Origin of the sequence: Bacillus gaemokensis (genome assembly GCF_001590835.1) — a bacterium.
Taxonomy (GTDB): domain Bacteria; phylum Bacillota; class Bacilli; order Bacillales; family Bacillaceae_G; genus Bacillus_A; species Bacillus_A gaemokensis.
Genome location: NZ_LTAQ01000067.1, coordinates 137,178 through 163,721 on the forward strand (window position 1 = coordinate 137,178; position 26,544 = coordinate 163,721).

The following is a 26,544-nucleotide window of genomic DNA, read 5'->3' on the forward strand; positions in this document are numbered from 1 at the left end:
CAGCGCTAGAACCATTCATTATTCATGACTAGAGATGAGTTGTTCACTTACCTTCTTATATAAAGCAGCCATGTCCTTTTCACCATATCCCGCTTTACCAGCTTCATCATACAAATTCAATAGCATTTCACTTACTGGCAAGTGAAGTTCACTTTCTTTCGCTAAATCAACTGCAAATCCTAAGTCTTTCTTTAGTAGATTTACAGTAAATCCTGGCTCATAGCTTTCTGGTGCAATAAAACTTTTATAATTACGCTCGTAAATTCTACTTTGCCCGTAACTAACATTTAAAATATCAAACATTTTATCTAAATCCATATTATTTTTCTTCGCTAAAGTCAAAGCTTCACTTACACCTGCTGTGTAGAAGCCTATTAGTAAGTTATTAATGAGTTTTACAGTCGTGCCACTATCAATTTGCTCACTGACATGAAAAACATTCGCTCCTAATACTTCCATCACTGGTAAACCCTTTTCATATACTTCTTTCGATCCACCAACCATAAAAGTTAATGTGCGATTTTCTGCTCCAATTACACCACCGCTAACTGGTGCAGCTAAGAAATCTACTTTCTTATCATCCGCAGCTTCTGCCAATCTTTTATTCAATTGCGGTGCTACTGTACTTGTATCAATTAGGACAACATTCGGATGGCTATTTTCAATCAAGCCTTCTGCTCCGAAATAAACACCTTCAACAGCCCGCGGGGATGGTAAACTTGTAAAAATCAAATCACATGTTTCTGCTAATTTTGCGATGGATAAGCCAATAATTCCTCCTTCTTTCTCAAAGGAAGCTTCAGCATCTTTATTTAAATCGACACCATACACAGTGAAATTAGATTTAACTAAATTTTTAGACATTGGAAAACCCATATTACCTAAACCAATAAAACCAATCTTTTTCATACTGTACTCCTCCTATTTAAACAATATATTTTCCGCGATTTATAATGGCTTTCGCAATTTCTCTCTTTTTCGTAAATAAGTTCGTATATAGAGGTACTGACAGTTGACGGATTTCATCTAGAATAGCGTTTCTATTTTGTTCTTCTTTTACTGCTGCAGAAAGAAGAACAATTGCTACTGACTCTACTTTGCGATATCCTTCTTCACAAAGAACATCTGTTATGAATTGTTTTGTACGTTCTTTTTCCTCACCATTTTTACTTACCGCTTTCTTCGTACGTAGAAATGCTGATTCCATTACATACACATCTTTCAACATGTCTGCTAATACGCGTGAATATTCTTGTTCTTGTTCAATTTTTAATTCAGGAGTTTGAGATAGCGTTTTCAAAGATTGTTTCAATAATTGTTTCGATAATAAAATATAACGATGATTTCGCTCGATATTTTCAAAGTTTCCTTCATCTTTGTGATCCTCTATTTGCTTCATTTGTTTCATTAACATTTTTGCAACTGTTAATCGATTAATTTCATTCGTCCCTTCAAAAATACGACTAATTCTAGCATCTCGGTATAATCGTTCTACCTCATACTCTTGCATATAGCCATAACCACCATGAATTTGTACAGCTTCATCTACAATGTGTCCAAGTATTTCTGAAGCGTTTACTTTATTAATGGCACACTCAATTGCAAATTGAGACATCTTCTGCATGATGCTTTCGTCACTCTCATGAATTGCATCATCAATTACACCCGCTGTCCGATAAGCAGCACTCTCTGCACCATATGTAGCGATGATCATATCGGCAATTTTCTCTTGAATCATCGTGAAATCCACTAATTCTGTTTGAAACTGTTTTCGTTCTTTGCCGTATTGAACAGATAAACCAATTGCTTGCTTGGCTGTCCCAATATTTCCAAAAGCAAGTTTCAATCTAGCAAAGTTAAGAATATTGAGAGCTACGTGGTGCCCCTTTGCAACTTCCCCTAATACATTCTCAGCAGGAATTACGACATCCTCTAAAATAAGTGTCGCAGTCGAAGAACCTTTAATACCCATTTTCTTTTCTTCTAGACCAATTGAAACACCTTCACATGTTCTTTCGACAATAAATGCTGTCATTCCTTTATTTGTCTTTGCAAAAACAACATATACATCAGCCATATGAGCATTGGTAATCCACTGCTTTTCACCATTTAATTTCCAAGCCGTTCCGTCTTCATTTAATACAGCGCTTGTTTTGGCACTTAACGCATCTGATCCAGCATTAGGCTCTGTTAATGCATAAGCCCCAATCCATTCACCTGATGCGATTTTCGGTAAGTATTTTTCCTTCTGCTTTTCTGTCCCGTAATATATATATGGTAATGTACCTACTCCAGCATGAATGTTAAAGGAAACACTAAATGCTCCTGCATATCCCATCTTTTCCGCTACAAGTCCAGAAACTGCTTTTCCTAATTCGAATCCACCATATTCTTCTGGCACCTCTACACTTAACAATCCAAGTTCTCCAGCCTTTTCAAATAACCCTCGAGAAACTTGATAATTGTGCTGTTCGATGTTTTCAATTTGAGGAACAATTTCCTGTTTAACAAATTGTTCCGTTGTTTTTGCGATTAAATCTTCATCACCTGAAAAATCCTCAGGTGTAAAAAAGGTTGTATTAAGCTCCTTATTCAGCGAAAAAAATTCGTCCCATTGCAACTTTGTTTTCTCCATCTGTATCCCCCTATCATTTCGGTCTTCATTTTCTTTATATGCAAAATCTATGCCAAACTAAAAACTCGATAGAACTTGGGCTAAATGAAAAGAAAACGTAAAACTGTCTAGACAGTTTTACATTGTTTATAATAATTTGTTTAGATTTTGAATCGTGACAATTTATTATAAAGAGTCGCCCTAGAAATTCCTAACAATGCTGCTGCTTTTGACTTATTCCCTTTTGCTTCTTTTAAAACACGTTCAATTAATCCACGCTCTTCTTCTTCACGCACGACTTTCATCGCTTCTTGCTTTGCTGGTAGAGACTGAATCATAGGTACTAATTTTTTCTGCTCCATATCTCGATAATAGAACTCTTCTGGTAAATCTTTAGTCCTTATATGTGCATCGTCTGATAGAGCAAATAACCTTTCTAGCACATTGATTAACTCACGAACATTACCTGGCCAATTGTAATGGAACATAAGTCGTAATACTTCCTTGTCCAGTGTCTTTTCCTCAGCACCGTATGTTTGACACAACTTTTGTATATGTTCTTCTACAATGAGCGGAATGTCTTGCTTTCGAAAACGTAGTGCGGGAATATGAATCGGAATGACGTGAAGACGATGATATAAATCTTCTCTGAATGTACCTTCTTTAACCATTTGTTTTAAATCTTTATTGGTCGCTGCGATTAGCCTGAAATCAACAGAAATTGGATGTGTACCACCTATTCTTTCTATCTCTCTTTCTTGCAGGACACGTAAGATTTTCACCTGCGTTAATAGGGACATATCACCAATTTCATCTAAAAATAACGTTCCATGATTGGCAAGCTCAAACTTCCCTGCCTTTCCATTCTTTTTCGCACCTGTAAAAGCACCTTCTGCATAACCAAACAGTTCCGATTCTAATAAATTCTCAGGAATAGCAGCGCAGTTTACACTAATAAATGGACCATTTTTCGTTATACCTGTATCATGTATTGCCCGCGCAAATTGTTCTTTACCAACACCACTCTCTCCAGTAATTAACACAGATGCTTTGGTTTGTGCTGCTTTTCGAGCCATTTTTTTCGTCTCAGAAATTGTTTGACTCTCTCCAAGAATATCTTCAAATCGAATTTGCTTCTTTCTCGGCTTAGAAAACAGTGGTTTTACGGATCCATCCTTTTGATCAAATCTCTCTAATATTTTATAAATATCTGAAATACCTTCATGGATAAGCATTCCTACAGCACCGATCACTCTACCTTGCTTCCAGATGGGCATCCGGTGTACGACTAAATTTTGACCTTGCAAACGATGTACTTGATTTCGCTCTGGAACACCCGTTTTTAGCACAACTGGAAGCCTCGTATTCTCAATTACATTTTCGGCGAGCTGTCCAATAGCTTCTTCCTTCGTTACCCCAACAAAGCAGCTATACGTATCATTAAACATTTGAATAACACCACGTTCATCTACAATGGCAATTCCTTCATAAGCCGTATCAAAGGAAAGAAGAAACCATTCAATTAAACGCTTTGATTCTTTCAATTGCTGTTCTAAAAATGTTTGAAAAGCAAGCAGCTCAGATTGCCCTATCACTCCTTCTAGTACTCCACTCTTCTCGTTTATCACATAAAGTGGTAAACACTTCACTTCTTCCATTTGTTTCTCTGTACTTCCCTGACAAAAATTTTGCTGAGCAATCATGCAAACTGGGGTACACTCATTACTATTTTCTTTCATCCATTGAACACAATCTAATAGTTTTACAATACCAGCCATTCGATTCCCCTCTAGTACAGGTAGTTCATGAGTCGCTGATGCAATGAATAGATCGATTGCCTCTGCAACCGTAGTATTCATTTTCACAAACTGAAAATCATCATTCAGCCATTTTCCTACAGAGTAATCTTCTATAGAGTTCATATGTTTCCACCTCTTTTGCAAAACAATTAGATAATATAAAAAGGCGATGAATCTCCACATCAAGCAGTTGTTTTTGCCAAAGATGTCTCATCATCGCCTTTTCCCATTGTTTTATTGATCTTCAGATAATACCGTTTTTGCAATTCCGTTATCTAATTCCTCAAAATCATGATACGAAATTGTTTCGTACAATTCACTTCTTGTTTGCATATTAGACAAGCCCTCTTTTTGTGAACCTGTTTCTTTAATCAACGTAAATACGCGCTCATATGCTTTCGCTGCAACGCGAAGTGATGTAACTGGATAAATCACCATCTGGAAGCCCATGTTTGCAAATTCTTCTGCACTATAATATGGTGTTTTTCCAAATTCGGTCATGTTCGCAAGTAGTGGAACATTTACTTTACTGTTAAACAAACGGAATTCTTCTTCAGATTGAAGTGCTTCTGGGAAAACAGCATCCGCACCTGCTTTTACATAAGCAATTGCCCTTTCAATCGCTGCATCCAATCCTTCTACACCGCGAGCATCTGTACGTGCTACAACAACTAGGGTTGGTGCGACTTCTTTAATTGCTTTAATCTTTTGGACTAACTCCTCAGTGGAAACAAGTTTTTTCCCATTTAAATGTCCACATTTCTTCGGCAATTGTTGATCTTCAATTTGGACAGCAGCTACATTCGCTTCTACCATTTCTACCGCAGTACGTGCCACATTTAGTACTCCGCCAAATCCTGTATCAATATCAACAAGAAGAGGTAAATCCGTTGCTCTAACAAGGTCTCTTGCTCTTTCAGCTACTTCAGTAGACGTTACAATACCTAAATCTGGTAACCCCTTACTTGCTGTATAAGCAGCTCCCGATAAATAAAGAGTTGAAAATCCAGTATTTTTTGCAACAAGAGCGGCCATTGCATCATGTGCACCAGGAATTTGTAAAATTTCAGGTGCTTCTACTAAAGCGCGAAATCGATTGGCAAGCTCTTCTTGTGTTGACTGTTTACTCACAACCCAAGCCATTCTTATTCCCCCTATCTTAAATTAAGAAAAGATCTACAAATTCATTTACATTCATATTTTCTAATTTTTCTTCATTTAAACAAACTTCATGGATTGTTTCTTGTTGTTTATTAGAATAATGAACTGCCATGTTCGCAGAAAACTTCTGAATAACCTTTGGAATTGCTTCATCTCTACGGAAGCGATGACCAAGTGGATATTCACACTCAACATTTTCTGTCACTGTTCCATCTTTGAAATGAATTTGAACCGCATTGGCGATTGAGCGCTTGTTCGGATCAAGGTAATCTAAACTATATTGTTTGTTTTCTACAACGACCATCTTATTTCGTAATTCATCTACACGAGGATCAAATGCAACTTCATCTTCATAGTCATCTGCAACGATATCGCCTTTTAACAGACCAATTGCAGTAATGTATTGCAAGCAATGATCACGATCAGCTGGATTATTTAACGGACCTTCTTTATCAATAATACGAACTGCTGATTCATGTGTCGTAATTGTAATACGATCAATTTCGTCTAGTCGTTCTTTCACTTCTGGATGTAATTTCACTGCACATTCTGCAGCTGTTTGTGCATGGAACTCGGCTGGATAAGATACTTTAAACAATACGTTTTCCATTACATAAGACTCTAAAGGTCTTGCTAATTTTAGTTCTTGCTTATTAAACAATACATCTTGGAATCCCCAGCCTGGTGCAGATAGCGCTGTTGGATAACCCATTTCTCCTTTTAATGCAGTAAGCGCAAGATGAACACCACGGCTCGTTGCATCTCCCGCTGCCCACGACTTACGAGAGCCTGTATTTGGAGCATGACGATATGTACGAAGACTAGAGTTATCAATCCACGCATGAGACAATGCATTAAAGATTTCTTCACGCGATCCACCAAGCATTTTCGTAACAACTGCCGTTGTCGCTACTTTTACATATAGTACATGGTCAAGACCAACGCGGTTTAAACTATTTTCTAAAGCAAGTACACCTTGAATTTCATGCGCTTTAATCATCATTTCAAGTACATCGCGTACTTTTAATGCTTCTTTTCCTTCTGAAACACGAACGCGGCTCACATAATCTGCAACAGCTAAAATTCCACCTAAATTATCAGACGGATGTCCCCATTCTGCCGCAAGCCATGTATCGTTATAGTCTAGCCAACGAATCATACACCCAATATTAAAAGCACCGCGTACTGGATCAAGTACAAATGATGTTCCTGGTACACGTGTACCATTTGGCACAACAGTTCCTGGCACGACTGGTCCTAGTAATTTCGTACACTCTGGATATTGCAATGCTAAAATCCCGCACCCAAGCGTATCAAGTAACACATAACGTGCTGTACTGAATGCTTCTGAACTTGTTACCTCTTTATTTAATACATAATCCGTAATCTCTTCTAAAATTGCATCTTTTTGTTTAATTTCATTTGTTTTAATCACGCTATCATTCCCTTTCTGTCGAAAATTCGTTATTATTAAGGATGGGTGTCGGTCAAACACCCACCTGGCGGGCGGCCTTAACAACTCCCCAGTTGTTTTTATTTGCTAAGCACATGTCGCTCGCCGATATAATTTACACGTGGGCGGAACAAGCGATTATTTGTATGCTGTTCAATAACATGCGCACATAGCCCTACCGTTCTTGAACTGAAAAAGATTGGTGTATACAGTTGAATTGGAATCCCTAACATCCAATATACTGGAGCAGCATAATAATCTAGATTCGGATAAATACCTTTTTCTTTCTCCATAATCTTTTCTCCAGCTTCACACATTTCATATAATGTATAATCACCTTTTACATCACATAACTGTTTTAAAGCTTCTTTCATCATAAGCGCCCTTGGATCCATCTTCTTCATGTAGACGCGATGTCCAAATCCCATGATTTTCTCTTTGTTGTATAGTTTCTTTTGCAATAACTCTTCAAATTTCTCAACAGTTCCTGCTTCTAAAAGCATGTACATAACTGCTTCATTCGCACCGCCATGTAAACTTCCTTTTAAGGATGCAACCGCTCCTGTTAGAGCACCGTATAAATCTGATTGCGTAGATGCGATAACGCGAGCTGTGAAAGTAGAGTTTGGCATTTCATGTTCACTATATAAAACAAGAGAGCGGTCAAAGATTTTTTCTTCAAGCTCAGTTGGTTTTTTTCCAGTTAACATATAGAAAAAGTTTGCACTATACGATAACTCCTGAAGCGGCCCGATCGGCTTTTCGTTATTTAAAATGTGATAACTATTTGCTACAATATTTGGCACCTTACTTAACAGTTTATAGCCGCGACTTTTGTTAACCTCTAACGAACGATTTTCAATATCATTATCGTAACCAGCTAATGCGGATACACCTGTACGTAATCCATCCATAGGATGCGTTTCTTTTGGCAATGCTTTTAAAACATTGAACACACCTTCTGGCACTTCGTATTCTTCCTTCAATTTCTTTTCAAGTGTTTCCTTTTCATCCTCACTTGGTAGATGTTCTTCTAATAAAAGGTGCACAATATCTAAATAACTTTTTGTCTTTGATAACTCAATTAAGTCATATCCTTGAATAACAATTTCACCTTTTACTGTGTCGAGAAACGAGATTTTCGTCTCCGCTGCCACTACACCGTCTAATCCCGGGGAAAATTTTTCTTCAGCTTTCATTATTATTTCCTCCAATCCTAATAGATCTTCGTGCACATAATTGTAAGCCTTTACAACATTGTGAAACTACATTTCCATTTCAATGTATCAGAGTTTTTAGAAGATTTCAATTTATTTTATAATGATAAGTTTCCTATGCTTTTCCTACTGTAATAAAACTATTTTTTAAGAATAATTTCTAAGTTTTTTATCAAAAAACTCAAAATCCCTTCCTTTTCTTTTGAACCGAAATATATTGATTTTCAACATAATTCCATATAAAGCTTATAACATAACCAATTTACTCCGGATATTTATCGCCGTTCTTCAAAACACAAAAAAGCGAGTTGTATATATACCCAACTCGCTTACACATATTTTATATATCGCTATTAATCCAATACAATTTTCATATAAAATATTTTTATTTTTAATAAAGTTATTATTTTACATAATTAAATTCAATTTCGTCCATTTCCATATGATAACTCACAACTAAATCATAGTCTTGAAAATACCAAATATCATCGGAATCGACAAAAAATCGGATGCCATCCTGTTCAGTAGACACCGCTATATCTTCCGGTTCCTCAAAAGCCAATCCTAAGGAATAACCAAATTGAATCGTGCTATTTCCGCCATATCTAACTACAAATCGAACAAAATTACCACTCTGTATATTCAATTCTTCTTTAAACCATTTGATAGCTCTAGATTCAACTGTAATTTTCATCGTTTTGCTCCAATCAAAAAATTATTATCCTGTATTAATGGGCAGTAAGATCCCATGAAATAAAAAAGATAGGTAGGTTAAAGCCCGATTGGTGAGGGACAACCATCAGCGGAGAATGAAGAAATCTCCTACTGATGGAAGTTTCACTTTATGCAATTTCCTTTTTTGCTAATCGCTGTTTTACAAAAAACATAAAAATTAAGAGAGCTACCACTCCTGAAACCGCACTGGCAGTGAACAAGATACGATAACCAAAAAGTTGTGAAACAAAACCTAATAAAATAGCACCAAGTCCAATCCCTAAGTCAAACGCCGTAAAAAAAGAGGCATTTGCAATCCCTCTTTTACTCGGATCGACAATTCTAAGCATTGCTGCCTGTAAGGTTGGCTGCGCTGAACCAAATCCAATACCGTACAAAATTGCTGCTATAATAACCCCGATTAAACCATTAGAGGTAGTTAAAACAAGTATCGCCAATACTGTTATTAATAAAGCTGGCAAGATTATAAACACCTCTCCGTATTTATCCGATAATTTCCCCGAAATTGGCCGGATAACTGTTAATGCAGTTGCATACACAAAAAAGAATGTACCTGGATTCACATCAATAGATGCTGCAAACAGTGGTAAAAAAGTTGTAATCCCCCATATGCAAATGATAAAAAGAAAATAACAATTGCAATAGGTAAAATCGACTTTTCAAATAGCTGAATTTTTCCTTTTCCTTCTTGCGGTGTGAACGGAATTTTCGTCATAAATGTAAGGAACATTGCCATAAATGACAACAGGGTCGCTAAAAGGAATAACCCATGAAAGGAATAACTTTGTATCATCCACAAACCAATCATCGGTCCAATTGCCATCCCATACCATCCCATTCCTTCTCCACGGCGAGAATTTGGAATAATATCCGTAATGGCTGTTCCAACCGCAGTTGTAGAAACTGCCCATGTCAAGCCGTGAATAATTCGTAAAACGGCTAAAAGTGCAATACTTGCTATCCAATTATATGAATACATCGTAATCCCAAAAAAGATTAGCCCCCAAATGATAAAAGGTCTTCTTCCATATTTATCTAACAATCCACCGATAACCGGTCGAGCAACAACAGCCGCTATCGTAAACATGCCCATCATAAATCCAACTTGAGATTCACTACCCCCTAACTCCTTTATAAATAACGGGAGTGTTGGAACAAGTAAATAAAAACCTGTAAATAAAAATAACATTGCAACAGTCATTTGAATAAATGACTTCGTCCATAATCGCTCCATAAGAATGCCTCCGTATAATCTGTCTCAATACTCATATTTACATTTGTATTGTACATTTTTAATACGAAGTTTCCTTCCGCAAATAGGCGTATTTTTAAATATAAATGGTCTATCGTCGACAGATTGATTAGGTCTTACGACTTTGTGCTTAGTTCCACTGCACAAGACTTACTTATACATTCCAAAATAAGATTACCTGTGCACCTTTATAACGAATACAAGAATATACTGCTACATAATGCAATTTAGGAGTGATTCTTTTATGTATCTATTTCCCCTAAGAATTGCTGTTGCAGCTCCTTCTGTACATGTTTCTCCCGTCCATACTGGAAGTGCTGGTGTTGGTATTGAACTTCCCGCAATTTGGCAGCAATATCAATTACCTAGTGAAGCCACGCCTTCATTTTGGCATTATGGAACCCACTCTGGTCATCCATATCCAGCCACTTCTCCATATGCTGCCCCGCAAATTTTCTATCACTTCCCATCCATATATTTTCAAAATTTTTATGGGACTTTCAATATCTGACTATATTTTCATATATATCACTAAAAACAAATGCAGAAGTGAATAATCAAAAAACGACAGAAGAAATCCTGTCGTTTTCATACGGAGTGATAAACTTTAGTAAAAAAACAAAGCCAGCTCTAGAAAAGAGCCGGCTTTGTTTATCTAGTAAAAATATGATTATTGACCACCGTTTTGGTTTGTATTTGTCTCACCTTGACCATTTCCAACGCTCGGTGGGTTCGTACTAACTTGGCCTTCGCCGTTCCCACCACTTGGCGGATTCGTACCACCTTGGTTATTTTCGTTTCCACCATTTGGTGGATTCGTACCACCTTGGTTATTTTCGTTTCCACCATTTGGTGGATTCGTACCACCTTGGTTATTTCCGTTTCCACCATTTGGCGGATTCGTACCACCTTGGTTATTTTCGTTTCCACCATTTGGTGGATTCGTACCACCTTGGTTATTTTCGTTTCCACTATTTGGTGGATTCGTATTACCTTGCCCTTGGCCATTTTCTCCATTTTGTTTTTGTTCTTGCTCTTGTTTCTTTTTCTCTTCTTCTAGTTGTTGTTTCTTTTGTTCTTCCTCTAGTTGTTGTTTTTGTTGCTCATCATTTTTCTTTTGTTCGTTTGAATTTGAACCGGAATTTGAGTTTGAATTCGACGTGTTCGTATTTGGAGAAGACTCTCGTTTTGCTCCTTTCACACGTAATTCACCACCCTCTGGTATAACACTACTTGGTGCTTTAAAGTGTGATGTATCCGATCCAAATTGACTCATCATTTCTTTAAAAATTTGTTGTGCAATTTTCGTATTTTTACTACTTATATAATCTTCAGGACCATTTTTCATATATCCAGTCCACACCGCCATTGTATATTGCGGTGTATAACCAGCGAACCAACTATCACGTGATGCACTAGCTGGTATACCATATTTCGCTACGTCTGCAGCTGAATAGTTTGTTGTTCCTGTTTTACCTGCAACATCTAAAGAACCTACATTTGCTGCTGTACCTGTACCTGAGCTAACGACAGAGCGCAACATATCTGTCACCATATATGCTGTGTAGTCTTCCATCACACGTTTAGATTTCGGCTCAAAACTTTTTGATTTCCCATCAGGATAAACCACTTTTTTAACAAAGTGTGGTTTCGTATATTTCCCATCATTACCAAATGCAGCATATGCTCCTGCAATTTCAGTTGGTGATGCTTCATTCGTACCAATTGCTGTTGATTCAGGTACCTCTTTACCGAATTTAATACCTAAACCTTCTGCGAAACTTTGAGCTTTGCTAAGCCCTACTTCTTTTGCTGTTTTAATTGCCGGTATGTTGCGAGACATTTTAAGAGCATCACGCATTGTTATCGAACCTTTATATTCTCTATCAGCATTTCGAACCTCTTGTCCTGTTGAATATTTAAAAGGTGAGTCATCAAGCTGATGATACGTTGGCCATTTTAAATATTCAATTGCTGGACCATAATCAAAGATTGGCTTCATTGTTGATCCTGCTGAACGATCTAGTTCAATTGCCATATTACGTCCTTTAAATGTCGCTTTGTTTTCACCACGACCACTACCTATCGCACGAATTTCTCCAGTTTTAGTGTCCATAAATGTGAAAGCACCTTGGAATTTATCATTCGGATAGCTAATAATATTTTTGTTTAAAAGATCATCCGCATATTGCTGTGCTTTCGGATCTAATGTTGTGTAAATAGATAAACCATCCGATCCAACGTTTGCATCTGGCAATTCTTTCTCTACTTCTTTCACCACAGCGTCTATGAATGCAGGATATGGCATTTCAGTTACCTCTTTAGGCGGACGCAGCCCTTCTTTTACAGACACTTTAGATGCTTCTTCCATTTCCTTCTTAGAAATATATCCATGTCGATTCATTAAATGTAGTACTACGTTTCTACGTTCTGTTGCTCTCTCTACATTTTGTGGTTTTGTTGGATCGTAAATACTAGGTCCTTTTGGTAACCCTGCAAGCATCGCAGCCTCTGGTAAAGTTAAATCTTTTAACTCTTTTCCATAATAATTTTCTGCTGCTGTTGCGATACCATATGAGCGGTTCCCTAAATTAATCTTATTTAAATACATTTCTAATATTTCGTGTTTTGAATACTGCTGTTCTAATTTATAGGCCAAAAATATTTCTTGTGCTTTACGCTTAGGCGTTTTGTCCATAGATAAGAAATAGTTTTTAATAACCTGCTGCGTAATTGTACTACCACCTTGCGAGCCATAATTTCCAGTGAGACTAACTAAAACTGCACGTCCAGTACCTTTAAAATCAACACCACTGTGATCATAAAAGCGCGCATCTTCTGTAGCTAAAAACGCACTTTCTACCAATTTCGGTACTTGATCATACGTAATATTTGTTCGCTTTTCTTTCCCATATTCATATACTAGCTTTTTATCTTTATCATAGATTTTTGCTGATAATGGATTAACAAGCTTTGCTTTTTCAAGTTTAGGAGCATCTTTTATCATAATGAAAAAAGTAGTTACTCCCGCTACGAGTGTCACGATTCCAAGTATTAAGCATCCAATTAAAAATTTACGAAAAATAGATGTTTTACCTTTCGTTTTTTCTTTATTTGCACTTGGCTGCTTTTTCTTTTGTACTTGTCTTCGCTCCTCTCGAGAACGATAATTCTCTGACATGTTGCTTTCTCCTGCCTTTCAATTCTCACGCTGATTCATATAAAAATAAAATCAACATATTGATTTCTCCACAATAAATAGGCCTAATTTTAAAAAAGTAGCTATCAAATCCAGGCTTCAAAAAGTAATATCCGTTTCGCATTTGCACATTACTCCAATCATGCAATGCTTCTAGATATTTAGGACAAACCATTTTCTCCTCCATTTTTCTAATATTATTTGCATGTAAAACATAGAATGTAAGAGATGGACTTTCAAAAATCTTATACAGCAAGGTGTAAAAACATATGACCTCGTATAAATAATATACTTTTTTTACATTTGGTCAAATTTTTCTATTGGCATAACTATGGCTAGCAAATCAATAGTGAGATAAAAATATCATAACAATATGAATTTCATGTGAACTCAAGCTAAAACAAGCACACAAAAAAAGTGCTAGTCATAAACACCATGCAACATCCCCATACTATATTTCTATAAATTAGCAGGATTTCCCTTTATCAATATCTAAATATATTTAAGAGAGGAGATGAACTAACATGACTCTATATCCGGTAATTTCTAAAACTTTAGTCGCTGTAGGTTATAATCCATCGTCAATGATTTTACGAATTGAATTTAGAAATGGTACATATGATTTCTATGCTGTACCTGAAAGCATTTATACAGGATTATTAAATGCACAATCAAAAAGCTACTATCATAATACTTATATTAAAAACTCTTTTCGTCACACTAAAATTTAGTATAACTCATATTATAGGGATAATTTAGGTCGGTTTTATCCGTATTATATCTACTCATATGTATGACTGGCAAAGAAATTACACATAAGGTCGAATAATAAAATAGCCGACTCCACAAGGAGCTGGCTTTTCTTATTTAACATCAATTATATCATTGAACTTAAAAGTGCTTTTTTGGTAAAAAGCATCCGTACATGTTACATCCTGCTTTATAGGATCAATATTGATAACAGTCATATAACTGGTAAGGACATAACCATCTTCATAATATGTAATTAGTATTTCCTCTTCGGATAGTAGCGAACTTATTAATTTACTTTCAATTCGTTCTTTAGCGTCCTCGGTTACAATCAGTCGTGATACTTTCGTTTTTTCCTCGATAATCTTTCGTATACCAGCGAATTGTTCCGGCATACTTGCAAACGGAGTCCATTTTACCATTCCTCTCCCTCTTACTTTTGGCATTTTCGCGTTATTCATGATTTATGTCCCCCTAATAATATGTGTCCATATCTTGCAGTCGTGATACTTGTATAAGAAGCACCTCTAATTATGCTTTTTTTCGAAGCGAGTACGTATTTCATCCATCATTTTTGTACGTTTCATTTTCTTTTCGCGTTGTATTACATTATCAAAAGCGAAATTTATTCTTCACCTTTATTCACTAAATTTGTTAACGATATCTGAAATAATCTAATTGACTCCCTTGTATATAATTTCATGCAAAAAATATGTACAAATATGATATCCACCTTCAAATGAGTTGGTCTACTTAAAGTATGTGTTTTTCAAAATCCTTCACTATAATTAATTGAGAAATGAATTGTTCTAGCAAGTTTCTTTTGTATGCTCAATCGATCTTTCTTCTGCCATATAATCACGTAAGAATACTTGACTTTCTCCGAGAGAAACTTCAGTTGGAATATGTTTTTCTGAAATACGGCTGCAGTCAATGCCGTTACGAGTAACACCCTCACTACTACCAGCTTCGTCCTCAAAGAATCAAGTCTCCTTTTGATACATGATACACTCCTAAAAACAAGAACACTAGTTCTCATTATACACGGACTAACGTTCTTTTAGAAGGGGGTTTTTATGAAAATATTGGTTAAAAAAAAAGCGATCGACTAAAAGTGAAAAGTAAAACCGACTCCTATTACAGAGCCGGTTTATTTTATTACTATATTATCGTACCTCGTAATGCCAACCTTTTTTATCCATCCATGTTCTGAATTCGCTTAACTGTGGTTCATAAATACCACCTGTTGTTACAAACGCATAACCATTTGTCGTGAACTCCATTTTAGCCCACCAATTGCGCTCTAGCAGGTATTGAGAAATTTCGGTGCATGCCTGTAATCCTAATCCGCCTGTTATAACATATTTTGAACCATCAGATTCTGTTGACTGAGTAGTTTCGCTTACGAACCAGGATAGCGGTTTATTACCATATAAGTAGTTTAAGTCAACCTTCCCAATACCAGCTATATTTCCTGTTTCAGTATACTGCCATATATCGCACGCATAAGCTGGTTCATTACCACCATAACGCGGAATCCAAAGAAAATCTGCTTGTACTCCACCTAATCCATACTTATTATATAGATGGTGACCTACATATAATCCAACCTTCCATCCTGCATCTTTACAAGTGTTAATAAATGTTTGAGATGCTTCGGCTAATTTTTCAGCCCCACAGCTTTTAAGTGTACCGTCTTCTATATCCAGTACAAGAAACTTAGCATTCGGGCTTGTTCTTGCCATGAAATCCTTTGCTTCTACAACTGCATCTTTAACAGAAACATAACAGCCATACGCGTATGCCGCATGAGGCACACCACGTTGTTCTAAGTTACTCACATAACTTTTATATCTCTCATCTACTGTTCTTGAACCATATTGCACACGACAAATTGCGAGACTAATTTGCGAGGCCGCCACATCCCAATTAATATCACCGTTCCACTTTGAAATATCAATGATATGTTTTTCCACTATTCACATTCTCCTTTCAAAATATCATATTCAAAGCTTGTCTTATGGTTTTGTTCCAATACCTATAACAATACAAATCCTTTAACTTAATGCATGATTATCTAACAATATATATATAGCTTAAACTAGCTAAAATAGGTGTTTGTTTTTCAAATCCAACTTCATACATTTTATATAAACATTAGAACTTCACTATATAAACGAAGTATATACACAGTATTACTTTTAAATCCTTACTTCTTTCAGCATATTTTTTTATTCTACTAGACCAATAAGAAAAAACGACTCCGATTATTCAGAAGTCGCTTTTATTTTCGTATGTACCACTCAATTTTTATTCCGATTATTTATTTTGTCATATGCTTTAATTTGTTTTGTAAGACGTCTATCGGCCTTTTTATCACTTACGACAAGAATCGCATGTATGACTCCTGGCACCCAGACAATTAATGTCAAAAAGAAGTTTATGATTGCTTGAAATGGCTTTCCACAAAGTAAAACAGCAAGTGGTGGAAACAAAATTGCTAATAGATACATCATTTTTATCCACTCCTCTTTATTACTTATCAGCTACCATTATTTATAATAACTTACACTGCTACATATAATAAAAAGCATCCTATTGGACGCTTTTCACTTCATAACCATTTAATTTTCCAATACCAAACAAATCAATTTCTGTATCACTTAATTGCGGAATAAATTTCACTATTTTTGTCCTACCTTGAAGAACTTCCCCTTCAGTAGTAATAAATTCAAACATTGGTTGTTCATTCTTTTTCATGATTTCAATAAAAATCATATCCTGATCAGTAGTGCCACGTACAATGACTTTCCAGTCTAAATAGTTATCGATACTTACATAAGCTACACGAAAATCTATTTCTTCTTTTCTCTCTCCTAAATAAGTGATTTTTTCTAATTCAAACTGTGCCATTTTACTACCTCCCTTTTATTACATATTCGACAGGAAAGAAGAAAAACCTACATGGTATACATATCTACTATTATATTTAAGTATCATATAGATCATGCGAAATAATAATTCCTATATTTCTTGTCCTACTTTCAAAAAGCGTATCATCTTCATACAAATAATCCTTTTAATCGCTTTTTTTGTTTTCTAAACTTCTCTATTGGCTTCTATCATTTCTGTTAGCCCGATTGCTGAAATCACAGTACCAATCGCTTGTATCCAAATACCCGTTAGTCCAATTAATCTCTTATCTTCATTTTCTTTTTCTTCCTTCTCTTTAGCTGTAGTATTTTCCTTATTTATTTTTTCCTCTTTTGATATATTGCGTATCCCTTGATACGCTTGTAAACCTGCTCCTAAAGTTTGCAATGAATTTTCAATTACAATTAGCCATGGAATTTCAGTAATTTCATTCAGTGCCGCTTCCGCTCCAAGAAACGCACCGATAGATTGCAAACTATTTCCTGTAATAATTAAATAATCATTCTCTTCCATTTGCCTTTGCCAATTAAAAAATGTTCCTATTACATTTGAAACATTTCCTAAAGCTAATAGCTTAATTCCTGTTTTCTCTACAGATTCGTTTCTTTTTTTTATTTTCTCCTCTTCGCTACTCACACTCTTTTTTTCCTCTATGCTTTTTTTTCTACCGCATCTTCTTGTTTCACCAGTTGTAATGTATATCCCAGAGCTTGTAATGAACTACCAACAATAACAAGCGCTGATTCAGCATCTTCCTCCCCTACAAATCCTCTTGTTGTACCGATAGCCGCTATAAGATTACCACCTACTTGAAATCATGCCCCTGTGACTTTTAAACTTCTTAGGTTCATATTTTTTCATCGCCTATATTTAAATCCAATTATTCATTTCAGAGTGAAAATTTATAGTGCTCCTATTACAAATTTCTAAACCTCATTACAAAAACTAAACCTTTTTCTGCTATTTTGAAATCCTCGACAATAACACCTGCATTTTCCCATTTTATTTTCTGTATGTAATTATGTGCATGAAAATGTTAGATTTGTAGTCAATTACTACTTTTCAAATAAAAAAGAGCACCAATAAGGCGCTCTATTGTGATAAGGAGTTTTGCGATGAGTATGAAATAAGCTACCTTTGCTTGTTTCATACTTCAATATATACTTGTCCTGTTAAAGTGGTGCACGATATTTATATTTTTTTCTATTAATTTCAAATGTCGCAAATACTATAGAGAGTTTTAACAAAATTTATAATAAATCTCTTACGTTTTTCCTTGTTTCTTCATATAACTCTCGTATTGCACATTCCTTTGCTGTCATCTTCCCTACGTCCAGCAAGTATCTCCCACTGCTTGGGCCATATATTATAACAAATAAGGTATTTCCCTTTATAAAGATGTTAAGTAGTAAATTTTTCTCTTAATACGAGATAACACTCTAGAAAACATGTGGACAAGTCAATGACTTCCCATTTTGATCAGATGTAATAGCAATCATATAAGGAACCGCTTTATGTGACCATATTTCAGGTGTAGGGGAATCTTTTACATACTGCGGAGCACACGAATGAAGCATTGGCGTATTGATACCTCCACCTGGATCTAGCGCAACTACTGCTATTCCTTTCGGTAACTCCAGTGCCATCGATTTCGTAAGACCTTCAATCGCAAATTTTGAAGCACAATACGGCGCAAGTTCAGCCTCACTAGCTCTTCCCCAGCTAGAACTCATATTTATTATAATGCCTTCCTTATTATCGATCATTTCTGGTACAAATGCCCGTATAATATGAACCACCCCATTCACATTAACATTCATGATATTTGTAAATTCTTCTGCTGAAATAGCCCAAAGAGGTGCATTTTTATTAACTAAAGAGGCATTATTTATAAGTAGATTGGGAGGTCCATATTTTTGTAGAATATCTCTTGCCCAATTATCAACAGCTTTATGATCGGAAACATCAATTACTTGAAAATCATGTAACGCATGAAATTGATCTTCAAGTTGTTTAATTTTATTTTGTGAGCGTCCACATCCAGCTACTGTCCAGCCTAACTCATGAAACCTATCAACCATTGCACGCCCTAACCCTTGCGTCACTCCAGTAATTACAACAAGCTTTCCAATAGATTTTCTTTCCAAGTCCCTCATCCTTTCATCATTAGTGTGTAGGAATTCCCTATCTTATTTTAAGATATCTTCTATTTTACAGATTACAAATTTCTTTTACCTCTAACTTAAGTATTATTTCATCTCCCTCCTTAGAAGGAATTTTTATTTTGCTACACAATTTAATATCACCGTATAAGAAAAAGCCAACTCAATTTTTTTCGTCGGCTTTTTATCCCCCTAAATCCCCACAATATCAGCACTATTTTACTTAACTTGTTGATACCTACACAATTTTTCTACATCATTAAAATATACTTCTAACGACTCACCATTACGTTTTATATTTTGCTTCGAAATAAAAGAATTATTAAAATCAAGCGTATAAGCATTTCCATTTTCTTTATTATATGTACCTTTATATAAATCCTCTTTTATTCTATCATTTGTGTACATTTCTACTAAGTAATTTGTTATGGTTTCTTTTTTTTCTGTTTTCACGACAGTTTCAAACTTATAATATATAGGACACTTATTTTGTTGTTCTTGAGATAACTCCCATTCACCGTCTATTCCTTTATTACCACATGCACTTAATAATAAAACACACCCTATAATATAAATTTTTTTATAAGAAGATAAAACCATTACTTTATTCTTCAATTTCAGCCACTCCCTTTTACACAAAGAAACGTTCCAATATAAGAGACAATTGGAAATCATTATATAAAATAACATGCATTTGTGTATTTTGTGTGAATTAACAAAAGTCTTTGTCATGAGACAAAATCACTTGAAATATATCCAATGTTATCTTTTCATAAAATCCCTCAAAAATTATCAAAATAATAATCCTCACTATATCCCAGACAACCTGTATTTCTCCATTTTGAGTAAAACGAGATTCCGAAAAAAGTCTACATGTAGACTTATAAACCATATGATAATTTAAATACTTTCTAATAAAGCAGGTGAAAATTATGCCCTCTGTTGTCGGAAACCTTATCGTCCAAAATAGTAATGGTTCTTTTAACTTAGGCGATTTTTATAATGTATCTCCAAAAGAGAATACGAAAGCTTATAATGGATCAGGAGCATCAAATGTTGCATTTGTCGTGAATACATTTAACGGTGTCAGCGCAACGAATACATTTGATTCTGATCTTGCAGACCAAAATCAAGTTGGAACAGCTTGAAGCGACATACTATCATAAATTATAAACAGTACCATACGGAATTGTTGAAAAATATATCCCATTTTGTGTAACATACGTCGGATAATAATATTGTACAGACGGATGATACAGCTGCATATCTTGCACCTGTGCTTGTAACGCTTGCTGAATCGTCTGTACAGTTCCTTGTGCAGCAGAATACGTTACAGCAGGCATCCTATTATACAAATCCATAATTATTCAACTTCCTTTCATGTAAATCGTCGCACACTATTATATATACTATGGATCGTGATTTTACAACGTTCTAGACTACTTCTCTATCTACTATACATTTTGTCCCCGACAAACAAAATGCACCATAAATTTCTTTCCCCCTCTTCTGTATAAAATTTCAAATCATGTCCATACTGTAACTAGGCTTTAAATAGCTTGAATCCATTTTTCTCAAGAATGGCCTCTGAATTTTTTGTTTTCTCCCATCTCCCTGGGGCTGAGCAGTTAGCTTTTGCTAGCTGCTCTTTTTTAGGGCTTATGTATCAAATAACACTTTTATTTACTAACGATCTTATGCAATAAAAAAAGAGCGCATATTAATGCACTCTAAAAAGGTGTGTAGTGGCATTTTTAATGGGTATGAATAGAATATCAGCGATTTAAGCTTGTCCTACACTATAATTATATGCTTGTCTTTCTCAAAAAGTGCAATAAAAAAAGCACCTCGCCCAGGTGCAATAAAACACGTAGAGGTAACTAACACGTTAGGAACGACCTTTCTTTACTATTGTATGTTGCTCAATTCGAACTATACCTAAAACATTCTTTATATATGTTTATTGTGTAATTATTTTATAACAAAGAAAAAAGTACCCATTTTATAAATACTTGTTAGTCATAACTTTGAAAATGGTATCCTTTTTTAACAACCTCAAATAATCTCCTACCGCACATATTAACCCCTTCAATACACCTGACTTAACCCTTACTTATTTTTATCAATCTTAAATACAGGTGGAATTGCATCATTACCTTTCATATTTACTTTCACCTCTTCGATGGATGAAATATGTTGAGGGTTTAAAAAAACCGATGTTTCCTTTTCTGTCTCTAAATTTTTTTGTATAAGATGAATGAATGTGTTGTATAATTCTCCTTCCTTATTTGAAATTTGTTCGCTAATAACCTTAATCGGATTCAAAGGAATAACATACTCTATGCCGCTATTCATAACAACTTTTGTATAAATCATATGATAACCCCTTCTTACTTTTTAGTAATTTAAAGTGAACAAGATATATATATTCGTTTAAGGGGAACATCATACTAATCATTTTTATTTAAATAATTCCTAACGCATTAGCTTGTCTATGCTCACTCATACTGCTTTTCTTTTCAGGAAAATCATCACGTTTCATTATCACTTCACTGTAATCATAGGAATCTTTTACTTTCCCATTTCCTAAATACTTCACCTCAATGATTTCGTGTTGGTCGTTGTCCGTTCAATTTTCTTATAACGTATCTCATGCTTCTTATCATCTTTCATTTTTTGAAAAAAATCTTTTTATACATGAAATTTCCACTCCAGCCTTTCACAATTAAATAAAACAAGTTATATACTTATATTACGAACAAAACTCACTTACATTATGAGAATCTTATTTGTACAAATAATAAGATTCTCTTGTATACAGTTTTCCCCTTTTCATTTCAAATGTAGTTTCCTTTATCTTGAAGCAAAGTTTTTTTCATATGAAGGCAATACTTAAAAATTACTTTTCCCTTAAATCCATACCATTTGACCTACCTAAATGGATTCCTTTAGAATTATTTATTCCTGCATGTTCCCCAATTTTAAAATTTACATATCCCATTGCTTAAGAGGTTCTAAATTCGTATTGCGATCAAAATCAACATTTAAGCTGTACGGCTTTTTTTAATCCCACATTATCAAACTTATCCATTCGACTTCCTATAGAAGCGAGTTTCACTATAAAGTTTGACATATGATCTCTGTCTGTAAACCTACGCTTCTCAGCCGCTAAAGATAATTCGTACATTATCTTTCTAATAGTAAAGCCAACTCATAAGAGTCGGCTTTACATTTATTGTCTTACTTCATAGTACCAACCACGTGATTTTAACCATGCTTCAAATTTCGCAAGCGCTTCATCACCTAGTCCACCTGTTACTGCAAATGGATTTTCTCCTCGCTTTCCTGGGAACTCAATTTTTGCCCACCAATTGTTGTCTAAGAAAAATTGACCAACTTCAACAACTGCATTTAAACTTAAACCACCTGTTACAATATATTTACTTGCTGCCATATCTAAATTCACTCCTGTCACATCTGATACCAGCGCACGAGCCGCTTTATCAGCGTTTTGATTATATTTTTGCATATCATTCTGATTATCTACGAATAACAGCTCAAAGTAATAATCTGTTTTCGTTTTATTCAACCACCCTAGCTCTGGACGAGATTTTACACCACGCCAATTTGTCCCAAATGCGTTTGCTACTATTTTCCCTAAGCGTTCACAGTTTGCTGAACTGCCGTAGCTAGGGTGATATAATACCTCTGTGCCATTTGCAGTACCATTGAAAGAATTCAGATGAAAAGTCGCATCAAAGCTACTTTTTACTCGCAAATGATTATTTGCGCAGTTTGTCCATATCGCTGTTTGTGTCGTTCCTACGTTGTCCGTACAATCAACTACACTCCAACCTGCTTGTCTAAAATAATGTCCAACACGTTCCACAAAATCACGAGCAACTAATTCTTCTCTTCCATATGAACTGCTTGCTCCAGTAACAATACTATTGTGCCCGGCTGAAATTGCTGCAATTGGCATTATTCATCATCTCCTTTTCTATTATTGTATGCAAAACTTGTCTCATGGTCAGACCAAATACCTAACGTAATTCTATCTTTTAATAAAAAGACAGAGAAACTGTCGCATCCCCACGCCCCAACAGACTCATAAGCAATTAAGCTATCGTATGAATCTACTATTTCTTGTGTAATCTCGTATTCTTCGACAATATGATTTCTTAATTCTTCCTCACACTTACCTTATTGAGAGATACCTTGGTATCAGCGTTTTTCTCATTTCCAATGAATAAAAGGTATTTACAATTTTATACATCAGCTTACGAATGCCATTCTCGATAACAAAACCACATTATTTTCTGTATGAACTTCACCTTTCTAACTATCTCTATTTTTTTGCGTGGTGTTCGTTTGTTTTACTAGAGTTAGAATAGGACAAATTCATTAATTCTATTAAAACAAACAATTCAACTATCACTTATAATTCATTTATTAATATATCGTATTATAAAAACAGGAAGGAGGCAGTAAACATGACAAGTTGTATTTTATTTGTAAACGGTCAGCCTTTTTTAGTTGTTTCAGTTGCTGGAATCGAAGTTCTTAGAATTGAGATTACTCTTGAATTAGCATTAGTTCTACAAGTATTAGGTATTCCGATTTGCTCGTAAGTCATTGGTATGAATTTAAAAAGAGGGCTTCGGCTCTCTTTTTTGTTTCAAATCTCACTCCCTCACCCCTTATCTTTCCTTTACAACAGATTACATGAGCTTATAAATCTATCTGCAGTTTTTTTATCCAAATAAAAAAAGTTTGATTTCAAAGCGATAATTCTCTCCACACACTCGAACTAACTGTAAAAGCCGTCAATATGTTCTCCATTTTCTTTATATTACTTCTTTTTAGATGTCTGATTGCAAAATAAAAAGCACCCGAATGGATGCTGTAATTTCTATTATTCTTACCCTTACATATGGGACAGAAAGTTGTAAGCTAACTTTCTCAACGCTATTATACGAAATTTTTTTTAAGTTCTACTAAAATCACATCCGCCACATCATATAAATCAGCTTTTGGTTTTGCATAAATAATTTTCGTAAGACCATATTTGTGTGACTCTTGACCTGCTACTTCAAGGCCAGATGGTATTTTCTCACGCAATTCAAAGGTAATAATACTGTCACCCGTTTTTATTTCTTTAGCTTTTTGCGGTGGAATATTATCAATTCGAAGTACCTGCTTTTCTTTATCATATCCTGTAACAAATCCTAAAAAGGATGGATTATTTGGAAAAGTTATTGCCAAACGATTTGTTCTTTCATCTTTAATAATTATATGTGGATTTATCATTTACATAATCCTAGTTATTAAACTAGCACATTCATTTTCTATCGAACTAAAATTAGAATTTGATTTGGTCCCGTACGCTTCATAACACGATATCCATTAGTTGTTGCGGTTGCAATCCCTGCATTATTAGGATTACAATATCCCCCAACTTGACAAGTACCATCATCACAAACAAGAAGTTTTCCTACTAAACCAACAGCTACCCATTCAGGTCTATTGAGACGTGAACTACAAGATATATTTGGGTCCCATGCTGGATTAATTTTCTTTCTTCTTTCTATACGTTTAGGCACAATTACATTTCCTTCATTATCAGTTATAGCCGCTATGATGACATCTTCATAAACTTCCCTATTCCACTCATCCAATAAGTATTTACTACACGCTGGATCTTCTGTATCCGCCAATACTCCCGGGCGAGAACTAGTAATACCTAAAATATAATCGTCATTTTTATTTGCTTTTCGTATTTTATCACTTGCACCAGCAAAGGTAACGAAGTATCCAACATCAATTGGTTGACCATCTATCGTTTCAAACATTTCTGCATAGTCACAAGCCCCAGCAGAAGTTATATATCCACTAGCTGTTACCAGACTGTCAAAACAAGCGGATCCATCATTTAAAATTTTCGCAACTACACCAGTGGTATCACATTGAAATGAGCCATTTACCAAATACCAAGAAAAAGGAAGGTCTACTGCAGGATTAGGCCCTCCCAGCTGGCCCATAACATGAACACCCGTTAAACCATTTGCACATGTCGCTAAGCCCTCTGTGTGAGAAAAATCCCCATCAGCTATTGTGAGAATCCCTTCTGCATGCGAGGCTTCTCCAATGGCCTCAGTACTATCTCCTTCCGCATGCGAAAAATCTCCACTCGCTATTGTTAGAGAACCTTCCGCATGTGAGGCAAATCCACTGGCCTCGATACTATCTCCTTCCGCATGCGAAAAATCTCCACTCGCTATTGTAAGAACACCTTCTGCATGTGAGGCGAATCCACTCGATTCTGTACTATCTCCTTCCGCATGCGAAAAATCTCCACTCGCTATTGTTAGAGARCCTTCCGCATGCGAGGCAAATCCACTGGCAATTGTATCAACTCCTTCCGCATGCGAGTTAGGTCCACTGGCTTGAGTATTATTTCCTTCCGCATGCGAAAAATCTCCACTCGCTATTGTTAGAGAGCCTTCCGCATGCGAGGCAAATCCACTGGCAATTGTATTAGAGCCTTCCGCATGCGAGCCAAATCCACTGGCTTGAGTATTACTTCCTTCCGCATGCGAGCCAAGTCCACCGGCAATTGTATTAAGTCCTTCCGCATGCGAGCCAGCTTCACTGGCTTCGGTATTAACTCCTTCCACATGCGAGCCAAATCCACTAGCTTCTGTATCAAATCCCTCCGCATGCGACGCTTCTCCATCCGCAACAGTTTGTCTTCCCTCTGCATGGGAACAATCTCCATTTGCTACCGAATTACATCCCTCTACAATGGAGGCAAACCCATTAGCGATCGTATCGCTTCCCACTGCAAAGGAGCACTCCCCAATAGCCTGTGCATTACACCCTGGTGTAAACGGCGGTCCAGTTGGCCCGGTTGGACCTTGTGCTCCTGTCGGTCCAGCTAAAGGGATCAAACATTGAAGCGGTATATGTGGTCCTTTTTTAAATTTATCCATCTACATTCACCTCTCTTAAATATAAAACCACTTTTCTAAACACATATACCACAGCGTATGAATCTACAAACATACAAGTATAAGAAAAATACCCATGTACACTACATGAAACCGATTAGATTAAGCCTTATTTCACGTTCTGACCATGGATAAATGTATACAGCTCCTATTTCAGCACAAATTGTAATCATAGGTCATAAATACAATAGATTAACAAATCCACGCATATATTTATCAAATAAAAAGCCTCGCCATAAGGCAGAGCGAATGTAAGAC

At 35.7% G+C, this 26,544-nt stretch carries 24 protein-coding genes and 4 pseudogenes; 4 read left to right on the forward strand and 24 right to left on the reverse strand.

The genetic code is table 11. The features are described from left to right. Positions 1-18: 18 nt before the first annotated feature. From AZF08_RS25630 to AZF08_RS25665, 8 genes and pseudogenes are all read right to left on the reverse strand, one after another. On the reverse strand, positions 19-909 hold the full coding sequence (locus AZF08_RS25630; RefSeq protein ID WP_033674863.1) for an NAD(P)-dependent oxidoreductase: 891 nt from the start codon (positions 907-909) through the stop codon (positions 19-21). 16 nt (positions 910-925) lie between these two features. Next, positions 926-2,635, reverse strand: coding sequence for an acyl-CoA dehydrogenase family protein (locus tag AZF08_RS25635; protein WP_033674864.1), 1,710 nt, complete (start codon positions 2,633-2,635; stop codon positions 926-928). Between the two features lie 140 nt (positions 2,636-2,775). Continuing rightward, entirely contained in the window at positions 2,776-4,536 is a 1,761-nt protein-coding gene (locus tag AZF08_RS25640; protein ID WP_033674865.1) for a sigma-54-dependent Fis family transcriptional regulator, read from the reverse strand. Between the two features lie 111 nt (positions 4,537-4,647). Further along, positions 4,648-5,556, reverse strand: a complete 909-nt coding sequence (gene prpB, locus AZF08_RS25645; RefSeq protein ID WP_033674866.1) for a methylisocitrate lyase — start codon at positions 5,554-5,556, stop codon at positions 4,648-4,650. 16 nt (positions 5,557-5,572) lie between these two features. Beyond that, a complete protein-coding gene (gene prpD, locus AZF08_RS25650) occupies positions 5,573-7,009 on the reverse strand; it encodes a 2-methylcitrate dehydratase (RefSeq protein WP_033674867.1) in 1,437 nt (478 codons plus the stop codon). Between the two features lie 98 nt (positions 7,010-7,107). Continuing rightward, positions 7,108-8,226, reverse strand: a complete 1,119-nt coding sequence (gene mmgD / locus AZF08_RS25655; RefSeq protein WP_051725751.1) for a citrate synthase — start codon at positions 8,224-8,226, stop codon at positions 7,108-7,110. Between the two features lie 421 nt (positions 8,227-8,647). Beyond that, entirely contained in the window at positions 8,648-8,938 is a 291-nt protein-coding gene (locus tag AZF08_RS25660) for a HesB/YadR/YfhF family protein (RefSeq protein WP_033674868.1), read from the reverse strand. Positions 8,939-9,086: 148 nt separating this feature from the next. Next, a pseudogene (locus AZF08_RS25665) lies at positions 9,087-10,213 on the reverse strand (MFS transporter). A 262-nt stretch (positions 10,214-10,475) separates the two neighbouring features. Here AZF08_RS25665 and AZF08_RS25670 point away from each other — a divergent pair. Then, a complete protein-coding gene (locus tag AZF08_RS25670) occupies positions 10,476-10,742 on the forward strand; it encodes a hypothetical protein (RefSeq protein WP_033674869.1) in 267 nt (88 codons plus the stop codon). Between the two features lie 159 nt (positions 10,743-10,901). Here AZF08_RS25670 and AZF08_RS25675 read toward each other — a convergent pair whose 3' ends face one another. Next, a complete protein-coding gene (locus AZF08_RS25675; protein WP_063177405.1) occupies positions 10,902-13,412 on the reverse strand; it encodes a transglycosylase domain-containing protein in 2,511 nt (836 codons plus the stop codon). Positions 13,413-13,437: 25 nt separating this feature from the next. Continuing rightward, positions 13,438-13,605, reverse strand: coding sequence for a hypothetical protein (locus AZF08_RS30610; protein WP_156029087.1), 168 nt, complete (start codon positions 13,603-13,605; stop codon positions 13,438-13,440). A gap of 349 nt (positions 13,606-13,954) precedes the next feature. Here AZF08_RS30610 and AZF08_RS25680 point away from each other — a divergent pair, with 349 nt between their 5' ends. Beyond that, positions 13,955-14,161: a KTSC domain-containing protein gene (locus AZF08_RS25680; RefSeq protein WP_033674871.1), complete on the forward strand. Its 207-nt coding sequence runs from the start codon at positions 13,955-13,957 to the stop codon at positions 14,159-14,161. Between the two features lie 132 nt (positions 14,162-14,293). Here the strand turns inward: AZF08_RS25680 and AZF08_RS25685 are convergent, their stop codons facing one another. From AZF08_RS25685 to AZF08_RS25720, 8 genes and pseudogenes are all read right to left on the reverse strand, one after another. After that, the gene (locus AZF08_RS25685) at positions 14,294-14,641 is read right to left on the reverse strand and encodes a YolD-like family protein (protein ID WP_033674872.1); all 348 of its coding nucleotides are present in this window, start codon (positions 14,639-14,641) and stop codon (positions 14,294-14,296) included. Then, positions 14,638-15,121: pseudogene (locus AZF08_RS30300) on the reverse strand (DinB/UmuC family translesion DNA polymerase); the annotation flags it as partial. The pseudogene AZF08_RS30300 and the gene AZF08_RS25685, both read right to left, overlap by 4 nt. A 225-nt stretch (positions 15,122-15,346) precedes the next feature. After that, complete coding sequence (locus AZF08_RS25695) at positions 15,347-16,156, reverse strand: GH25 family lysozyme (RefSeq protein WP_033674874.1); 810 nt, start codon at positions 16,154-16,156, stop codon at positions 15,347-15,349. A gap of 327 nt (positions 16,157-16,483) precedes the next feature. After that, a complete protein-coding gene (locus AZF08_RS25700) occupies positions 16,484-16,696 on the reverse strand; it encodes a YqaE/Pmp3 family membrane protein (RefSeq protein ID WP_033674875.1) in 213 nt (70 codons plus the stop codon). Positions 16,697-16,775: 79 nt separating this feature from the next. Then, complete coding sequence (locus AZF08_RS25705) at positions 16,776-17,093, reverse strand: hypothetical protein (RefSeq protein ID WP_033674876.1); 318 nt, start codon at positions 17,091-17,093, stop codon at positions 16,776-16,778. Positions 17,094-17,279: 186 nt separating this feature from the next. Continuing rightward, positions 17,280-17,908 (reverse strand): annotated as a pseudogene (locus tag AZF08_RS25710) (DUF6944 family repetitive protein). A 645-nt stretch (positions 17,909-18,553) separates the two neighbouring features. Further along, entirely contained in the window at positions 18,554-19,261 is a 708-nt protein-coding gene (locus AZF08_RS25715; protein ID WP_033674877.1) for an SDR family oxidoreductase, read from the reverse strand. Between the two features lie 234 nt (positions 19,262-19,495). Further along, positions 19,496-19,891 carry a hypothetical protein gene (locus AZF08_RS25720; protein WP_407639512.1) on the reverse strand — a complete coding sequence of 132 codons (396 nt, stop codon included), beginning with the start codon at positions 19,889-19,891 and terminating at the stop codon, positions 19,496-19,498. A 317-nt stretch (positions 19,892-20,208) separates the two neighbouring features. On the opposite strand from AZF08_RS25720, the gene AZF08_RS25725 reads away from it, so the two are divergent. Beyond that, entirely contained in the window at positions 20,209-20,424 is a 216-nt protein-coding gene (locus AZF08_RS25725) for a spore germination protein (protein ID WP_033674878.1), read from the forward strand. 12 nt (positions 20,425-20,436) lie between these two features. Here the strand turns inward: AZF08_RS25725 and AZF08_RS25730 are convergent, their stop codons facing one another. The 4 genes from AZF08_RS25730 to AZF08_RS25740 all read right to left on the reverse strand — a co-directional run bounded on the left by AZF08_RS25730 (position 20,437) and on the right by AZF08_RS25740 (position 23,258). Further along, positions 20,437-20,637, reverse strand: a complete 201-nt coding sequence (locus AZF08_RS25730) for a DUF3947 family protein (protein WP_033674879.1) — start codon at positions 20,635-20,637, stop codon at positions 20,437-20,439. Positions 20,638-21,385: 748 nt separating this feature from the next. After that, positions 21,386-21,652 (reverse strand): hypothetical protein, encoded by a 267-nt coding sequence (locus AZF08_RS25735; protein ID WP_033674880.1) that lies wholly within the window; start codon positions 21,650-21,652, stop codon positions 21,386-21,388. 88 nt (positions 21,653-21,740) lie between these two features. Beyond that, the gene (locus tag AZF08_RS31910; RefSeq protein WP_265182904.1) at positions 21,741-21,875 is read right to left on the reverse strand and encodes a hypothetical protein; all 135 of its coding nucleotides are present in this window, start codon (positions 21,873-21,875) and stop codon (positions 21,741-21,743) included. Between the two features lie 633 nt (positions 21,876-22,508). Continuing rightward, positions 22,509-23,258: an N-acetylmuramoyl-L-alanine amidase gene (locus AZF08_RS25740; RefSeq protein WP_051725752.1), complete on the reverse strand. Its 750-nt coding sequence runs from the start codon at positions 23,256-23,258 to the stop codon at positions 22,509-22,511. 511 nt (positions 23,259-23,769) lie between these two features. On the opposite strand from AZF08_RS25740, the gene AZF08_RS28250 reads away from it, so the two are divergent. Beyond that, a complete protein-coding gene (locus tag AZF08_RS28250) occupies positions 23,770-23,907 on the forward strand; it encodes a DUF3956 family protein (protein WP_064504775.1) in 138 nt (45 codons plus the stop codon). 340 nt (positions 23,908-24,247) lie between these two features. Here the strand turns inward: AZF08_RS28250 and AZF08_RS25745 are convergent. Then, positions 24,248-24,571: pseudogene (locus AZF08_RS25745) on the reverse strand (rod shape-determining protein MreC); the annotation flags it as partial. 53 nt (positions 24,572-24,624) lie between these two features. Then, the gene (locus AZF08_RS25750; RefSeq protein WP_063177406.1) at positions 24,625-26,268 is read right to left on the reverse strand and encodes a peptidase G2 autoproteolytic cleavage domain-containing protein; all 1,644 of its coding nucleotides are present in this window, start codon (positions 26,266-26,268) and stop codon (positions 24,625-24,627) included. Positions 26,269-26,544: the final 276 nt, after the last annotated feature.

Excerpts from the sequence above, each read along its gene's own strand:
- AZF08_RS25630 (WP_033674863.1), bottom strand. The coding sequence starts at position 909 with ATGAAAAAGATTGGTTTTATTGGTTTAGGTAATATGGGTTTTCCAATG.
- AZF08_RS25635 (WP_033674864.1), bottom strand. The coding sequence starts at position 2,635 with ATGGAGAAAACAAAGTTGCAATGGGACGAATTTTTTTCGCTGAATAAG.
- AZF08_RS25640 (WP_033674865.1), bottom strand. The coding sequence starts at position 4,536 with ATGAACTCTATAGAAGATTACTCTGTAGGAAAATGGCTGAATGATGAT.
- prpB (WP_033674866.1), bottom strand. The coding sequence starts at position 5,556 with ATGGCTTGGGTTGTGAGTAAACAGTCAACACAAGAAGAGCTTGCCAAT.
- mmgD (WP_051725751.1), bottom strand. The coding sequence starts at position 8,226 with ATGAAAGCTGAAGAAAAATTTTCCCCGGGATTAGACGGTGTAGTGGCA.
- AZF08_RS25660 (WP_033674868.1), bottom strand. The coding sequence starts at position 8,938 with ATGAAAATTACAGTTGAATCTAGAGCTATCAAATGGTTTAAAGAAGAA.
- AZF08_RS25670 (WP_033674869.1), top strand. The coding sequence starts at position 10,476 with ATGTATCTATTTCCCCTAAGAATTGCTGTTGCAGCTCCTTCTGTACAT.
- AZF08_RS25675 (WP_063177405.1), bottom strand. The coding sequence starts at position 13,412 with ATGTCAGAGAATTATCGTTCTCGAGAGGAGCGAAGACAAGTACAAAAG.
- AZF08_RS30610 (WP_156029087.1), bottom strand. The coding sequence starts at position 13,605 with ATGGTTTGTCCTAAATATCTAGAAGCATTGCATGATTGGAGTAATGTG.
- AZF08_RS25680 (WP_033674871.1), top strand. The coding sequence starts at position 13,955 with ATGACTCTATATCCGGTAATTTCTAAAACTTTAGTCGCTGTAGGTTAT.
- AZF08_RS25685 (WP_033674872.1), bottom strand. The coding sequence starts at position 14,641 with ATGAATAACGCGAAAATGCCAAAAGTAAGAGGGAGAGGAATGGTAAAA.
- AZF08_RS25700 (WP_033674875.1), bottom strand. The coding sequence starts at position 16,696 with ATGATGTATCTATTAGCAATTTTGTTTCCACCACTTGCTGTTTTACTT.
- AZF08_RS25705 (WP_033674876.1), bottom strand. The coding sequence starts at position 17,093 with ATGGCACAGTTTGAATTAGAAAAAATCACTTATTTAGGAGAGAGAAAA.
- AZF08_RS25725 (WP_033674878.1), top strand. The coding sequence starts at position 20,209 with ATGCCCTCTGTTGTCGGAAACCTTATCGTCCAAAATAGTAATGGTTCT.
- AZF08_RS25730 (WP_033674879.1), bottom strand. The coding sequence starts at position 20,637 with ATGGATTTGTATAATAGGATGCCTGCTGTAACGTATTCTGCTGCACAA.
- AZF08_RS25735 (WP_033674880.1), bottom strand. The coding sequence starts at position 21,652 with ATGATTTATACAAAAGTTGTTATGAATAGCGGCATAGAGTATGTTATT.
- AZF08_RS25740 (WP_051725752.1), bottom strand. The coding sequence starts at position 23,258 with ATGCCAATTGCAGCAATTTCAGCCGGGCACAATAGTATTGTTACTGGA.
- AZF08_RS28250 (WP_064504775.1), top strand. The coding sequence starts at position 23,770 with ATGACAAGTTGTATTTTATTTGTAAACGGTCAGCCTTTTTTAGTTGTT.